This window comes from Pacificispira sp. HM-600 (genome assembly GCF_977993705.1).
Genome location: NZ_OZ388079.1, coordinates 915,283 through 928,616 on the forward strand (window position 1 = coordinate 915,283; position 13,334 = coordinate 928,616).

The window sequence follows — 13,334 nt, forward strand, 5'->3', positions numbered from 1 at the left end:
CGCGACCCTAGGATGAGGGCATGAGCGACCAGACGCCGCCCACGGATGCGCCCTCCGCGAGGGACTACCCACTCCCCCCGACCGTACCGCCCGCCGCACCGCCGATCGAGCAGCCCGCCGCGAGTCCGGTAACGCCGCCGGTAGCGCCTCCCATCGCTCCCCCGGCACCCCCGTACCCGAACCCGCCCTCCGCGGGCGGATCGTATCCGGGCCCCCAGCATCCGTCGCTCCCCGGTCTGAACGCCGGCTACCCACCCGCCGGCATGTACCCGGGCTCGTATCCCGCCGCCGGCGCACCCGCCGCCGCGCCCGCGGCGAAGAAGCCGGGCGGCCTCGGGCTCGTCGCCCTACTGCTCGCTCTCGGGGCCGCTGTCGTCGCCCCGATCGTGGGTGCCGTCGCCGCATTCCAGGTCGGAACCGGCACTGCCTCGCGCTTCGAGTCGATGCCCAGCACGGCGTGGCCGGATCTGTCGTTTCTCTTCCCCGTTCGCGAGTGGGTGCTGCTCGGCGAGATCGCCTTCTGGGCCGGCACGGTGCTCGGCATCTGGGCGATCGTCCAGGGCATCGTCGCGATCGCGAAGCGTCGCGGGCTCGGAACCGGCATCGCCGCGATCGTCGTGGCCGTCGTCGCGATCTTCATCTTCGGCACGGTGGTCTACGCCGCGGGACTCGCGGGTGTCGCCACCGGCGCAACCATCGGCGCCTGACGCGCCATCCGCTTCTCGCCCCATCGCTTGTTGGGGCGTCCACACCCCGAGTTGGGGCGTCCACACCCCGAGTTGGGGCGTCCACACCCCGAGTTGGGGCGTCAGCGTCACGCTGGGGCGCGGAATACGACGCCCCAACGGGATTCTGACGCCCCAAGGTCGAGCACGACCACGTGCATAGCGCATAACAACGACGCCCCAGGTCGAGCGCGGCTACCCACTCGGCACGTGAAGGCGACGCCCCAGGTCGAGCGCGGCTACTCGCGAGGCGCGTGAAAACGCTGCTGGGCGGCGAGCAACCCCTCACCGACGACGAGCTCGACAGCATCCGCGGCGTCCCCGATCAGGAGCGGCAGCTGCGCTCTCTCGGTTGCACCAAACGGGTCGAGAACCCAGTCCGCCGCCTTCTGGCGACCGGGGGGCCGTCCGATCCCCACGCGGACACGCGTGAACTCCGGGGTATCCAGCGCCTTTGCGACATCGCGCACGCCGTTGTGACCACCGTGGCCGCCGCCGATCTTGAGCTTGATCGTGTCGAACGGAATATCAAGCTCGTCGTGGACAACGATTACCCGATCGGCCTCGATTCCGAAGAAAGCCGCGAGGCTCGAGACCGGCCCGCCCGAGACGTTCATGAACGAGTTCGGCTTCGCCAGCACGATCTTCGCTGAGCCCGGGCTGAGCCACGTCTCGGCAACCCGCGCGTTGGACCGATGGGACTTGAATGTCGCACCGCGGCGCCGGGCGAGTTCATCGACGACAATCTGCCCGATGTTGTGGCGCGTGCTCTCATATCGCGGTCCCGGGTTGCCGAGCCCCACCACCAACCACGCGTCAGCCACGTCAACTCCCTCTGTCTATGCCCTTATGCACGGAGCCCGCCCCCACCGTATCGGCGAGAGCGGGCTCCGGTTTGCGCGGTTGCGCGAATGCTTATTCGGCGGACTCGTCCTTGGCTTCCTCGGACTCGATGGCCTGTGCCGCGGACACAGCCGCGTCCAGCTCGGCGATCTCATCCTCGGCCGCAAGGGTCGCAGACGGAACCGAGATCGCGACGATGAGCGTCTCCGGGTCGACGATGAGCGACGCACCCTTGGGCAGCTTCAGGTCGGCCGCGGTGATGTGCGTGCCATCCTCGAGTCCCTCGACGTCGACCTCGACACGCTGCGGGATGTGCGTGGCTTCGACCTCCAGCAGAACCGTATTGGCGTCCTGAGCGGCGATCGTTCCGGGGAACGGCTCGCCGATGACCGAGATGGGCACGTCGACCTGAATCTTCTCGCCCTTCTTGACCACGAGCAGGTCGATGTGCTCGATGATCTGGTGCACGGGGTCCTTCTGGACATCCTTGACCAGCGTCAGCTGATGAGTGCCCTCGACATCGAGTTCGAGCACTGCGTTGGCGCGACGCAGGAGCAGTGCGACCTGGTGGCCGGGCAGGGCGACGTGTACGGGCTCTTCGCCGTGGCCGTAGATGACGGCCGGGATCTTGCCTGCTGCGCGGAGGCGACGGGCGAAGCCCTTGCCGAAGCTGGTACGAATCTCGGCGTGGACCTTGGTGTCGTCCGTGGTCGCAGCCTTGGTGTCTTTCGACATGTGAATCTCCTTGTGGGCACGCGACGGGGCGCGTCGCGTAGGTCTGGGGTTCTCGACTCATACGCCAACGCGGGAGGAGTGCCACCAGGGCCCACATCGCCACGTCGATCACGGATGCCTCGCGCAGCCGGACGACCGCACAACAACATCCCTCGCCGAGGGTAGACACCATGCTACCGGAGATGCCTGTAGCGTGATGACACCGACTTCTGTTCACGACCACCGGAGCTGATGATGATCGATGGCGTATTTTTCTCCCACGTAGTGGTGTGGTCGATTGGAGCCCTCACGGCCGTCGGCGCTGTGCTCACCGCCGGAGCCTTCTGGTCGATGGGCCGCTCTGGTTACCGCCAGGACTAGTGGGTGTCTCCGTTAGTTCGTCGGGGGTCATGCTGTTGCGTGTTCGTGTCGGTTGATGCGTTCGAGGAGGTCGTGTAGGGCGGTGCGTCCGAATCGCCAGTCGAACGGGGTCGCGGTGGCGTTGTAGCGTTCCTGGAATGTGAGGAGGCGTTGTTCGAGGACGGTCAGGTTCTCGAAGTCTTGAGGTTTGACGACCTTGCGCTGCACGATGGAGAAGTAGATCTCGACCTGGTTCAGCCAGGACGCGTGCACCGGCAGGTGCACGAGCGTCGCATTGGGGAAGGCGTCTTTCATTCGTTGGATGGAGGCGTTCCCGTTGTGGGAGGAGCCATTATCGACGACCCAGAAAACTCGGCGGGCCGACGCGTAGGGTTCGGTCGTCATCACCTGCTCAACGAGTTCGGTGAATGGCGTGATACCGGTGGTCGGAGCGCACCGGCCGATCACTTTCGCGTGGTGCACGTCGTAGGCGGCGAGATAGGCGAGGGTGCCGCCGCGACGATATTCGAACTCGACTCGCCGCAGCCTGTCTGGTGCCGGGGGCAGGCCCGGGTGGCGGCGGTGCAAGGCCTGCAACTGGGACTTCTCATCGGCGCTGATGACGTAGTCGTCGGCGCCGAGCGGTTCGCCGTCCCAGACTCGGCTGTAGAGGTCGAGCACCCGGCCGGCCTTGAACGCGAAGTTTTCATCACGGGGGAAGATCCAGGACCGGTGTTGCCAGGGCTTGATCGCGTCCGCATCCAACCAGCGGCGGACCGTGGACGCTGACACGGCAGACACGATCCCGCGAGCCGCTGCCTCGGAGGCAAGCTCAGCGTGAGACCACCGCGAGAGAGGAACCCCGGTCTCGGCGGGCAGCTGGCAGGCCAGCGCCTTGACTTCCGCGACTGCAGTGACAGCGAACACGGGAGGTCGCCCGGCGCGCGGCAGGTCGCCCAGCCCGCCCAGACCGCGGTGCGCGAATCGTGAGCGCCACTTGCGAACCGTGTCCACGTGCACGCCGAGCCGGTCGGCAATCTGCTGATTCGGTGTCCCCCGCGCAGCGGCGAGGATGATCCGGGCGCGCTGCGCCTCGCGGACCTCCGCTCGCACCCGTCGCGCCCGGCGGGACAGTTCGGCTCGTTCCGCGTCGGACAGTTCGATCACATGGGCACTGATCGCATGCATGATCAGGGGTTAACAGGGTCACGCGGGGATCTTGTGGCGACACGCGGACCCGGTCCGCGATCATGGTGACATGGCAGCCATCCCCGCATCCACGAGGTCTTCTCTCTCGCAGCGCCTCAACGCTCACGCCCGGGCACGATGGCCGCAACTGACCAACGTTTCCGTCACCTACCGCGGCCAGTTCGCATACATCGAAGGCACCGACGATCACGGCGAGCAACTGCGTCTGTGCCGACTCCGCTACGTCGGATACGCCAGCCAGTGGGGCTTCGCGATCTACCGCGCCAGCCACGACGACTACCAGCAAGCGTTCCTTCCCGGCGGCTGGCAAGCTGGCACCCCCGAAGACGCGCTCGACACAGCCTGCGGACTCTACCTCGGCGACCCCACCGCCTGGACCTGACCCCCCGACGAACTAACGAACACCACCACTAGTCAGCCTCGGGCCACAGGGCGACGACGACCTTGCCCGACGCCTGCGAGTCTCGAGCGACCGAGAACGCGCTGACCGCATGCTCTGCTGAAATCTCGTGCGTGATGACGCTTTCGATGAGCGGTGTCGTCGCGAGCAACTCGACCGCCGCGTCGATCTCGTCGTGGAACCGGAATGTGCCGACGTAGGTCAGCTCCTTCGAGATGAACGGCGAGATGTTCAGCGGCCGCGGCTCGTTCGGCACCATGCCCACCTGCACGACCGTGCCGCCCGGCCGCGCGGCGACGAGAGCGGTCGAGATCGAGGGGGCAACCCCCGAGCACTCGAGCACGACATCGTAGTGATTGGGAAGCAGCTGATCGCGGCTGACGTCGATCGTGTGGGCGGCCCCCAGCATCCGCGCCCGCTCCAGGGGCCCCGCCAGAACGTCGGTCGCCGTCACCTCGGCGGCACCTGCGGCGACGGCTGCCGCGATCGCAAGCAATCCGATCGGGCCCGAGCCCGTGACGAGGACGCGCTTGCCGGTCACATCACCGGCCCTCGACACACCGTGCAGCGCGACGGCGAGGGGCTCGGCGAGCACTGCGCGTCGGACGGGGAGCGAGGGTGGCAGGATCCGCACCATCGCTCGGTCGACGATCAGCTGCTCAACCATGCCACCCTGCGTGTGCGGCCAGGTGGAGGCGCTGCCGAGGTACGCGCCGTTCGGCCACAGGTGGGGGGCATCCTCGAGTCCGGGTGTGGGGGTTCCGAAGGTGGCCGGATGCACCGTCACGGGCGTGCCCGCGGCCCACTGCCCCGTAGGGTCGTGCGCGATCCGACCCGACACCTCGTGCCCGGGGATGAGGGGTTCGCGCACGACGAAGGCGCCGTTCGCGCCCTCGAAGTAGTAGTGCAGGTCGGACCCGCAGATACCGACGTAGTCGATGCGGACGCGGACCTGGCCGGCACCGGGTTCGGGCACATCGATCTCTCGAACGGTCAGGGTCTCTTTGGCGTCGATAAATGCAGCACGCATGCGCGGGGCCTTTCTGGGGATGACGTTCACACGACGGCGGTCATGCCGCCATCGACGAAAATGTTCTGCCCCGAAACGAAGCTGGATGCGTCCGACGCAAGAAACAGCAGGGCCCCGTCGAGCTCGGCAAAGTCACCCCAGCGTTGGGCAGGCGTCCGCTGCGTGAGCCAGGCGGTGAAATCGGGGTCATCGACCAGCGCACGATTCATCTCGGTCGCGAAGTAGCCGGGTGAGAGCGCATTGACCTGAATTCCATGGCGCGCGAGGTCGGCGGCCATGCCCTTGGTCAACTGCGCAGCTCCGCCCTTCGACGCCGAGTAGGGCGCGATGGTCTGGCGGGCCAGGTGCGACTGCACCGAGGCGACGTTGACGATTTTGCCCGAACCGCGCGTGATCATCGCGGGCGCGACGAAGCGCGAAACGTAGAAGACCCCCGAGAGGTTGGCGGCGATGATGTCGTCCCAGTCGGCGATGCCGAACTCCTGAATAGGAGCACGCCGCTGCACCCCCGCATTGTTGACGAGGATGTCGGGGGTACCGATGCGCTCGATCAGATCGGCCACGGCGGACTCGACCGCCGCCGCGTCGGTCACATCGAACGTGACCGACGCGGCGGGGCGACCCGACAGGGTCTCTGCCTCGGCCCGCGTCGCTTCGACCGCCTCGGCGTCCCGACCGTGCACGATCACCCGGGCGCGCGCCCGCGCGAGCGCGAGAGCGAGGGATCTGCCGAGCCCGCGGGACGAGCCCGTGACCAGGGCGAGACGGTCGGTGACGTCGAAGAGGGCAGACATGGCGATTTCTCCTGTTTTCGGGGGACGAAGGCGACGCGGATGCCGCGGGCTAGAGCAGCGACCCGATGCCGTACACCACGAGCACGAGAGCGAAGGCGAAGACCGACTCGATCGTCTGCTGCACGGTCCAGGTTTTCAGGGTCGTCTTGACATCCATTCCCATGAGTCGCCCGACGAGCCAGAAGCCCGAGTCATTGACGTGCCCCGCGAAGACCGAGCCTGCCGCGGTGGCCAGAGTGATCGCCGCGACCTGGAGGGGGTTGAAGTCCCCCGCGATCACGGCCGGCGCCGCAAGCCCCGCGGCCGTGACGAGCGCCACGGTCGCCGAACCCTGTGCCAGGCGGATCACGACCGCGATGATGTAGGCCGCGAAGATGATGGGCAGCCCGAGGTCGGCGAGGGTATCGGCGAGCGCGTCGCCGATACCGGATGCACGCAGCACGCCACCGAACATTCCGCCAGCGCCCGTGATCAGGATGACGGAGGCTACGGGACCGAGCGCCGAGTCGACGATCTTCTCGATGGCCGTGCCGTTCTCGCCCCGGCGGGTGCCGAGCACGATCATCGCGACGATCACGGTGATCAGCAGGGCGACGGCGGAGTTGCCGAGCAGGATCAGCAACTGGACCCAGGTGTTCTCGCCCGACACGGCGCCCGCGCTGATGAGGGTCGTGAGTCCGGTGTTGAGGAAGATGAGGAACATCGGCAGCAGCAGGATCATGATGATCGTGCTGGGCTTGGGCGGGTTGCTCGGCTGATCGGCGTCGATGTCACCGAAGATCGCCGGGACCGGCAGCTTGATGCGCGAAGCAACGAACTTTCCCCAGAGGTAACCGGAGACGTACCAGACGGGGAACGCGATGACGAGGCCGACGAGCAGGACGATGCCGAGGTTGGCGCCGTACAGCTCGCTCGCGGTGACCGGGCCCGGGTGCGGCGGCAGGAAGACGTGCATGACCGAGAAGGCCGCTGCCGCGGGCAGACCGAACAGCAGGACGTTGTTGCTCGAGACGCGACGCGCGACGGCGAAGATGATCGGCAACATCATCACCAGGCCCGCGTCGAAGAACATCGGGAATCCGAGGATCAGCGAGGCGATTCCGAGAGCGAACGGCGCCCGCTTCTCGCCGAAGATCTCGACGAACTTGTCGGCGAGGGCTTTTGCCCCACCGGAGTGTTCGATGAGCCTGCCGAGCATGGCTCCGAGCCCGACGAGCAGTGCGACGGTCGCGAGGGTGGCCCCGAAGCCGCCCGTGAGTGTCGTGGCGATCGCAGAGATCGGCACACCCGCAACGAGCGCGGTGAGAAGCGAAACGACGATCAGCGTCAAGAAAGCGTGCACCTTGAAGACGATGATCATGACGAGGATCAGCGCGATCGCTCCGGCCGCGATAGCCAAGAGCGGTCCGGTGCCCAGCGTCTGGGTCCAATCTTCCATCTGGATCTCCATTGATTGTGAGGAATGAGCGCGCCCGGGTGGCCGGGCGCTCCCGCGTTAGGATTCGAACGCCCCGCTCGGGCCGTCATGACTCGTGCGGGACCTGTGAATCCTCACACAATGATCGTATCTTTCACAACCTGTAATCATATTTTTGAGCGGAGTCAGCGTGGCACAGGCATCGCACGGTCCCGTGCTCGACAGTCTCGGGCTGCGCATTTCGGCAGGCGGACTCGCCCCGGGAGCCGTGCTCACGCTCGCCGGACTCGAATCCGAATACGGCGTCTCGCGCACTGTCATCCGTGAGGCCGTGCGGGTGCTGGAAGCGATGGGCATGCTCGAGTCACGCCGCCGGGTGGGCGTGACGGTGCTCCCCGCCGAGCGCTGGAGCGCCCTCGACACCAGGCTGATCGGCTGGCAATTGGAGGGCCCGGGCCGCGACCAGCAGCTGGCGGTCGTCACCGAGCTGCGCGCCGCCATCGAGCCGGTCGCCGCCCGCCTGAGCGCTCAGCGGGCCAGCGATGTGCAAAGGGCGGAAATCCTTCGCCTCGCACAGCGACTCGAGGAGCTCGGTGAAGCTGGGCTCGGGAACACTGACGAGTACCTCGCAAAAGACATCGCCTTTCACGACCTGATCCTCGATACGAGCGGAAATCTCATGCTCGCTGCCACCAAGTCGGCCATCGCCGCGGTGATCGCGGGCCGATCACACCTGGGGTTGACCCCAGACGTCCCCCACTCCGAGGCGCTCCACAACCACGTTCAGACCGCGGCCGCCATAGCCCGCGGCGACGCCGAGGCCGCCGAGCATCACACCCGCCGGTACGTCGACGCCGTGTTGCGCGAGGTCCGCACTACGCCCTGACGGCCGTCGCGACGCTCTCGCCGCGGAGCACCGCCAGCGCATCGGACACCGCCTGGGTTGCGGTCCGGACGATCGCCTCGCGCGTGTGTGCGCCGCTGTGCGGAGTCGAAACCACCCGAGGGTGCCCGACGAGCACGGAGGCGCTCGGCGGCTCGGTCTCGTAGACGTCGATCGCGACACCGTGTAAACGGCCGTCATCGAGCGCGGCCAGCGCCGCAGCCTCGTCGAGCAAGCCACCCCGCGCTGTGTTGACGACGATCGCGTCGGGCGGAAGCATCGCGAGCATCCGAGAATCGAACAGGTGTCGGGTCTCGGGCATCAGCGGAACATGCACGCTGATCACGTTGCTCGCACGGCAGAGGTCATCCAGATCCATCCGCTCCACACCCGCCTGGCGGAACGCCTCGTCAGGGAGGAGAGGGTCATATGCCACCACACGCATGCCAATGCCTCTGGCCCGCTCGGCCACGAGTCGTCCGATAGCGCCGAAGCCGGCGACACCGAACGTGCGTCCCGTCAGCTCGATCCCATCCCCTCGCGGCCACTCCCCCACACGAACTCCGCCATCCAGGCGCGGAATGCCGCGAGCAACGGCGAAGGCGAGGCCGATCGTCAACTCGGCGACCGCGAGGGAATTGGCTCCGGGCGTGCGGGTCACCACGATGCCGCGTCGCTCCGCCGCCTCGAGATCGATGTTGTTCGTACCCACGCCGTAACGCGAAATCACCCGCAACCGGTCCGCTGCGGCCAGAACCTCCGCTGTGTAGTCGTCGAGGCCAGCGATCACGGCGTCGACGCCACCGACGGCCTCGATCAGCTCGGGCGCCGTCATCGGTCGACCGGTCTCGTTGAAGATCACTTCGTCTGCAGCCTCGCGCAACGCGTCCAGAACGGGCGCGTCGCGGTTGCGACAGAGCGACGTCGGGGTGACAAGAACCTTCATCGAGTTTCTCCCTCCGCACCGGGCAGTGAGCGCGAGTACTGATCCAAATACCGCGCGAACTCTTCGTCGTACTGGGCGCGTCGCTCGAGCCGGGGTGTCACGACACGAACCTCTCCCTCATCGAGGGCCGGATGGCGATCCGACAATCCCGACGCGCGCAGGCCCATGCGAACGGCACCGAGGATCGAGCTGTGCTGGCGGGGCGAGACCTCCATCTCGGCGCCGAACACGTCGGCGGTGAGCTGTGTCCAGTAGGGAGACGACAGGACCCCGCCCGACAGCACGATGCGGCGCGGTGCGCCGTTCAGCGCCGTCAGCTCCTTGTAGCAGTGGTAGAGCGAATAGACCACGCCATCGAGCACCGACTGATAGATATCGGCGCGTGAGTGCTGCGGCTGCAGATCGACGATCCCGCCGCGGCGCTGATCTTGCCAACCCGGGCTTCGCTCACCGAACAGGAACGGCAAGAAGACGGGCAGGTCACGCCGATCCGCCGAGAGCAGCGGTTCGAGTTCGGCGTAGTCGGTGCTGAGCCCGAAGAGGCGCTCGCGAGCCCAATCGACGCAGTTGCCGCATCCGGACGTCGCCGCACCGCTCAGAGCGCCCACGGGCGATCGATACGACCACGTGCTGAGGGTCGGCGAGAGTGAGGGGTGCAGGGTCGAGAAGCGGAGAGCGCCGCTCGTTCCCATCGAGAATGTCATGTCGCCCGGCTCTGTCGCGAGGTCGCCGACCTGACTCAGCCCACCATCGGGCCCGGGCGTCAGCACCGGAATGCCCGGACGCAACCCCAGCAGCACGGCCGCCTCGTCGCGGAGCGGCGCGGTGTCGCTCGACGAGCGGAGCTCTGGCAGCAGCACCCCTCCCAGGCCCATCCGCTCGATCACCTCGTCGTCCCACTCCGCGGTGTGCGCGTTCAAAAGCCCCGTGCCCGACGCCAGCGAGGGGTTCGTCCAGACCTCACCCGTCAATCGCGCGAAGTTGAGACTCGACTGGTCGAGGGCGAGCAGTCCGTCGACGGACGTGCCGTTGTCGGCCAGATACCGGAGCTTGAACACGGGATACACCGCGTTGACCATGCATCCCGTGCGCTCGTAGAACCACCAGGTGAATTCCTGATCGGACCGCAGGCGCGCGCACAGATCTTGCGCCCCGGTGTACGGCCACTCCATGACGGGCGTGACGGCGGACAGGTCGGCGCGGCGGAGGGTGAGTCCGTGCCAGGTACCGCTCAGCACGATCAGGTCGATAGCGGCGCCTGCGGCGCTCTCACGCCCCAGCGCCATCATCTGGGTATAGATCGCATCGCCGTCGCGGACGGCAGAATCCGGACCGCTCACCTCGAAACGGCGGCTGCGCACAGCCACCGATCCCGTCTCGGTATCGAACAGCATCGTCTTGGCGGAGGTCGTACTGGCCTCGAGAGCGAGAATGATCATGGGTCCTGGTTCCGTCGTTGGAGGGGCGTCCACGGCACCCAGGCACGCGGCCGGGAGCCATCACACCCCCAATGATATGATTTTTGCGTCCATGCGCCACGACCGCGCCGAGCGGAAGCAGATGATGCCCACACCTTTTGCCGCCCTCGCGAACCATAAAATCGTTCCGGTCGTCACGACGGACTCAGCCGAACAGGGCCTCGAAATCGCGCTGGCGCTCGCCCGAGGAAGTCTGCCCGTCGCAGAGATCACGTTCCGGACGCCCGCGGCGGCAGACGTCATCCGAGCCATCCGCGACAGCGGTCCCCGCGCGCCCGACGAAGATGGCGTCGGGAGCGGCGCCGACGTCCTCGTCGGGGCCGGAACCATCGTGCGACCCGACCAGGTCGACGCGGCCGTTGCCGCGGGAGCGCACTTCGTCGTGTCGCCCGGCCTCTCCCGCGCCGTGGTCGAAAGATGCCACGAACACGGAATCCCGATCATCCCGGGTGCCGTGACCGCCACCGAAATTCAGGCGGCCATCGAACTCGGCGTGCAGACCGTGAAGTTCTTTCCCGCCGAGACATCCGGCGGTGCCGCCGCAATCCGTGCGTTGACCGCACCATTCGCCGAGGTCGGCTTCATGCCCACCGGCGGTGTCGGGCCCGCGAATCTCGGCGACTACCTGTCGATAGCGGGCGTTGTCGCCGCCGGCGGGTCATGGATGTTGCCCGCTGCCAGCATCACCCGCGGAGACACCGACGACATCACTCGCCTCACCCGCGAGGCCGTCGAACTCGCGGCGCGCTATGCGCCCGCGGGTCTACGCTAAGGCTGGCCCCGGAGACCACGGTCGAGTACCCGCGAAAAACGAGCACACCCTAGGCTGAAACAACACCCCGCTGACGGCAAGGAGCATGCGTGTCCTCTCACGAGAACCCGGCACAGACCAACATCTCGCACGATCGGGAGGACTCGCCCGGCTCGGCACCGGAGCACGAAGGTGCGCCTCGCCCGGAGAATGTCGACCGCGACACGGCGACGCCCGCCGGTCCCGGTGAGGGTGGCGCATCCGTCGCCAACATCGGCGTCGTCGGCCTCGCCGTCATGGGCTCGAACCTCGCCCGCAACCTCGCTCGCCGCGAGGGCAACACGGTCGCCATCTACAACCGCAGCCGCGACAAGACCGAGCACCTCGCCGAGCAGCACCCCGAGGCGGGCTTCGTTCCCACCTTCGACTACGCCGAATTCGCCGCCGCGCTCCAGAAGCCGCGCGTCGCACTGATCATGGTCAAGGCCGGCGGACCGACGGATGCCGTGATCGATGAGCTCGTCAACGTGTTCGAACCGGGCGACATCATCATCGATGGCGGCAACTCGCTGTTCACCGACACCATCCGACGCGAGCGCGCCGTCCGCGAGACCGGCATCAACTTCGTCGGGATGGGCGTCTCGGGCGGAGAAGAGGGCGCCCTCGAGGGTCCATCGCTCATGCCCGGCGGTTCGGACGAGTCGTGGGTCACCCTCGGGCCGATCCTGCGTTCGATCGCGGCGGTCGCCGAGGGCGAGCCGTGCGTCACGCACATCGGGCACGACGGCGCGGGACACTTCGTCAAGATGGTGCATAACGGCATCGAGTACGCCGACATGCAGCTGATCGCCGAGGCGTACGACCTGATCCGTCGCGGCACGGGCAAGACTCCCGCCGAGATCGCCGATGTCTTCGCCGAGTGGAACACGGGCGAGCTCGAGTCGTACCTGATCGAGATCACCTCCGAGGTGCTGCGCCAGGTCGACCTCGACACGGGCAAGCCGCTCGTCGACGTGATTCTCGACCAGGCCGGCGCCAAGGGCACCGGCGCCTGGACGGTGCAGACGGCACTCGATCTCGGAGTCCCCGTTTCGGGTATCGCCGAGGCCACATTCGCGCGTTCGCTCTCGTCACACCCCGAGCAGCGTTCCGTCGCCCGCGACCTGCCGGGTGCCGAAGAAGAACTCGACCTCGAAGACGAGGATGCTTTCATCGAGGACGTGCGCCTCGCGCTTTTCGCCTCGAAGATCGTCGCGTATTCGCAGGGGTTCGATGAGATCCGCGCCGGAGCCGCCGAGTACGACTGGAACATCGACCTCGGCGCCGTCTCGAAGATCTGGCGCGCAGGCTGCATCATCCGCGCCCAGTTCCTCAACCGGATCGCGGATGCCTACGCCGAAACCCCGGATCTGCCGGTTCTGCTCACGGCGCCGTACTTCGTCGACGCCCTCACCCGCTCACAGGGGGCGTGGCGCCGGATCGTCTCGGCGGCGGCAACCGCGGGCATCCCGGCCCCCGCGTTCTCATCGTCGCTCGCGTACTACGACGGGCTGCGTGCCGAGCGCCTGCCGGCTGCGCTCATCCAGGGTCAGCGCGACTTCTTCGGTGCGCACACCTACAAGCGCTCCGACAAGCCCGGAACGTTCCACACGCTGTGGTCGGGTGACCGCACCGAGGTCGAGGCGACCGACACGCACTGACCCGCGGGTCTGGCCCGACGCATCCGTGTCCCCCTTCCGCTCGCTATCAGCTCTGCTGACCGAGCGGAAGGGGGCACGTTTCGT

At 67.2% G+C, this 13,334-nt stretch carries 13 protein-coding genes; 5 read left to right on the plus strand and 8 right to left on the minus strand.

Annotation, left to right across the window (positions count from 1 at the left end; all coding sequences use genetic code 11):
- Positions 1-20 precede the first annotated feature (20 nt).
- Positions 21-707: a hypothetical protein gene (locus ACXZ1E_RS04275; RefSeq protein ID WP_458042187.1), complete on the plus strand. Its 687-nt coding sequence runs from the start codon at positions 21-23 to the stop codon at positions 705-707.
- A 257-nt stretch (positions 708-964) separates the two neighbouring features.
- On the opposite strand, the gene pth is transcribed toward ACXZ1E_RS04275, so the two are convergent.
- The 3 genes from pth to ACXZ1E_RS04290 form a co-directional block, all read right to left on the minus strand.
- Positions 965-1,549, minus strand: a complete 585-nt coding sequence (gene pth, locus ACXZ1E_RS04280) for an aminoacyl-tRNA hydrolase (RefSeq protein ID WP_458042188.1) — start codon at positions 1,547-1,549, stop codon at positions 965-967.
- Between the two features lie 91 nt (positions 1,550-1,640).
- Positions 1,641-2,303, minus strand: a complete 663-nt coding sequence (locus ACXZ1E_RS04285; RefSeq protein ID WP_458042189.1) for a 50S ribosomal protein L25/general stress protein Ctc — start codon at positions 2,301-2,303, stop codon at positions 1,641-1,643.
- 387 nt (positions 2,304-2,690) lie between these two features.
- Entirely contained in the window at positions 2,691-3,830 is a 1,140-nt protein-coding gene (locus ACXZ1E_RS04290) for an IS630 family transposase (RefSeq protein WP_458040812.1), read from the minus strand.
- A gap of 70 nt (positions 3,831-3,900) precedes the next feature.
- Here ACXZ1E_RS04290 and ACXZ1E_RS04295 point away from each other — a divergent pair, with 70 nt between their 5' ends.
- Positions 3,901-4,233, plus strand: coding sequence for a hypothetical protein (locus tag ACXZ1E_RS04295; RefSeq protein ID WP_458040811.1), 333 nt, complete (start codon positions 3,901-3,903; stop codon positions 4,231-4,233).
- Positions 4,234-4,261: 28 nt separating this feature from the next.
- Here ACXZ1E_RS04295 and ACXZ1E_RS04300 read toward each other — a convergent pair whose 3' ends face one another.
- The 3 genes from ACXZ1E_RS04300 to ACXZ1E_RS04310 are packed head-to-tail and all read right to left on the minus strand — an operon-like array spanning position 4,262 to position 7,513.
- Positions 4,262-5,281: a zinc-binding dehydrogenase gene (locus ACXZ1E_RS04300; protein ID WP_458042190.1), complete on the minus strand. Its 1,020-nt coding sequence runs from the start codon at positions 5,279-5,281 to the stop codon at positions 4,262-4,264.
- 26 nt (positions 5,282-5,307) lie between these two features.
- Complete coding sequence (locus tag ACXZ1E_RS04305) at positions 5,308-6,075, minus strand: SDR family oxidoreductase (RefSeq protein ID WP_458042191.1); 768 nt, start codon at positions 6,073-6,075, stop codon at positions 5,308-5,310.
- A 49-nt stretch (positions 6,076-6,124) separates the two neighbouring features.
- Entirely contained in the window at positions 6,125-7,513 is a 1,389-nt protein-coding gene (locus tag ACXZ1E_RS04310) for a GntP family permease (protein ID WP_458042192.1), read from the minus strand.
- Between the two features lie 169 nt (positions 7,514-7,682).
- Here ACXZ1E_RS04310 and ACXZ1E_RS04315 point away from each other — a divergent pair, with 169 nt between their 5' ends.
- On the plus strand, positions 7,683-8,378 hold the full coding sequence (locus tag ACXZ1E_RS04315) for a FadR/GntR family transcriptional regulator (RefSeq protein ID WP_458042193.1): 696 nt from the start codon (positions 7,683-7,685) through the stop codon (positions 8,376-8,378).
- Here ACXZ1E_RS04315 and ACXZ1E_RS04320 read toward each other — a convergent pair.
- Entirely contained in the window at positions 8,368-9,321 is a 954-nt protein-coding gene (locus ACXZ1E_RS04320) for a phosphoglycerate dehydrogenase (RefSeq protein WP_458042194.1), read from the minus strand. The two genes, ACXZ1E_RS04315 and ACXZ1E_RS04320, sit on opposite strands and share 11 nt — an antisense overlap.
- Positions 9,318-10,760 carry a gluconokinase gene (locus tag ACXZ1E_RS04325; RefSeq protein ID WP_458042195.1) on the minus strand — a complete coding sequence of 481 codons (1,443 nt, stop codon included), beginning with the start codon at positions 10,758-10,760 and terminating at the stop codon, positions 9,318-9,320. The genes ACXZ1E_RS04320 and ACXZ1E_RS04325 overlap by 4 nt, the downstream gene beginning before the upstream one ends.
- A gap of 91 nt (positions 10,761-10,851) precedes the next feature.
- On the opposite strand from ACXZ1E_RS04325, the gene eda reads away from it, so the two are divergent.
- Together eda and gndA are read left to right on the plus strand one after the other, a co-directional pair.
- Complete coding sequence (eda, locus tag ACXZ1E_RS04330) at positions 10,852-11,571, plus strand: bifunctional 4-hydroxy-2-oxoglutarate aldolase/2-dehydro-3-deoxy-phosphogluconate aldolase (protein WP_458042196.1); 720 nt, start codon at positions 10,852-10,854, stop codon at positions 11,569-11,571.
- 89 nt (positions 11,572-11,660) lie between these two features.
- Positions 11,661-13,250 (plus strand): NADP-dependent phosphogluconate dehydrogenase, encoded by a 1,590-nt coding sequence (gene gndA, locus ACXZ1E_RS04335; protein ID WP_458352046.1) that lies wholly within the window; start codon positions 11,661-11,663, stop codon positions 13,248-13,250.
- The last annotated feature ends 84 nt before the right edge of the window (positions 13,251-13,334 follow it).

Excerpts from the sequence above, each read along its gene's own strand:
- eda (WP_458042196.1), top strand. The coding sequence starts at position 10,852 with ATGCGCCACGACCGCGCCGAGCGGAAGCAGATGATGCCCACACCTTTT.
- ACXZ1E_RS04285 (WP_458042189.1), bottom strand. The coding sequence starts at position 2,303 with ATGTCGAAAGACACCAAGGCTGCGACCACGGACGACACCAAGGTCCAC.
- ACXZ1E_RS04300 (WP_458042190.1), bottom strand. The coding sequence starts at position 5,281 with ATGCGTGCTGCATTTATCGACGCCAAAGAGACCCTGACCGTTCGAGAG.
- ACXZ1E_RS04295 (WP_458040811.1), top strand. The coding sequence starts at position 3,901 with ATGGCAGCCATCCCCGCATCCACGAGGTCTTCTCTCTCGCAGCGCCTC.
- ACXZ1E_RS04310 (WP_458042192.1), bottom strand. The coding sequence starts at position 7,513 with ATGGAAGATTGGACCCAGACGCTGGGCACCGGACCGCTCTTGGCTATC.
- ACXZ1E_RS04325 (WP_458042195.1), bottom strand. The coding sequence starts at position 10,760 with ATGATCATTCTCGCTCTCGAGGCCAGTACGACCTCCGCCAAGACGATG.
- ACXZ1E_RS04290 (WP_458040812.1), bottom strand. The coding sequence starts at position 3,830 with ATGCATGCGATCAGTGCCCATGTGATCGAACTGTCCGACGCGGAACGA.
- ACXZ1E_RS04305 (WP_458042191.1), bottom strand. The coding sequence starts at position 6,075 with ATGTCTGCCCTCTTCGACGTCACCGACCGTCTCGCCCTGGTCACGGGC.
- ACXZ1E_RS04275 (WP_458042187.1), top strand. The coding sequence starts at position 21 with ATGAGCGACCAGACGCCGCCCACGGATGCGCCCTCCGCGAGGGACTAC.
- ACXZ1E_RS04320 (WP_458042194.1), bottom strand. The coding sequence starts at position 9,321 with ATGAAGGTTCTTGTCACCCCGACGTCGCTCTGTCGCAACCGCGACGCG.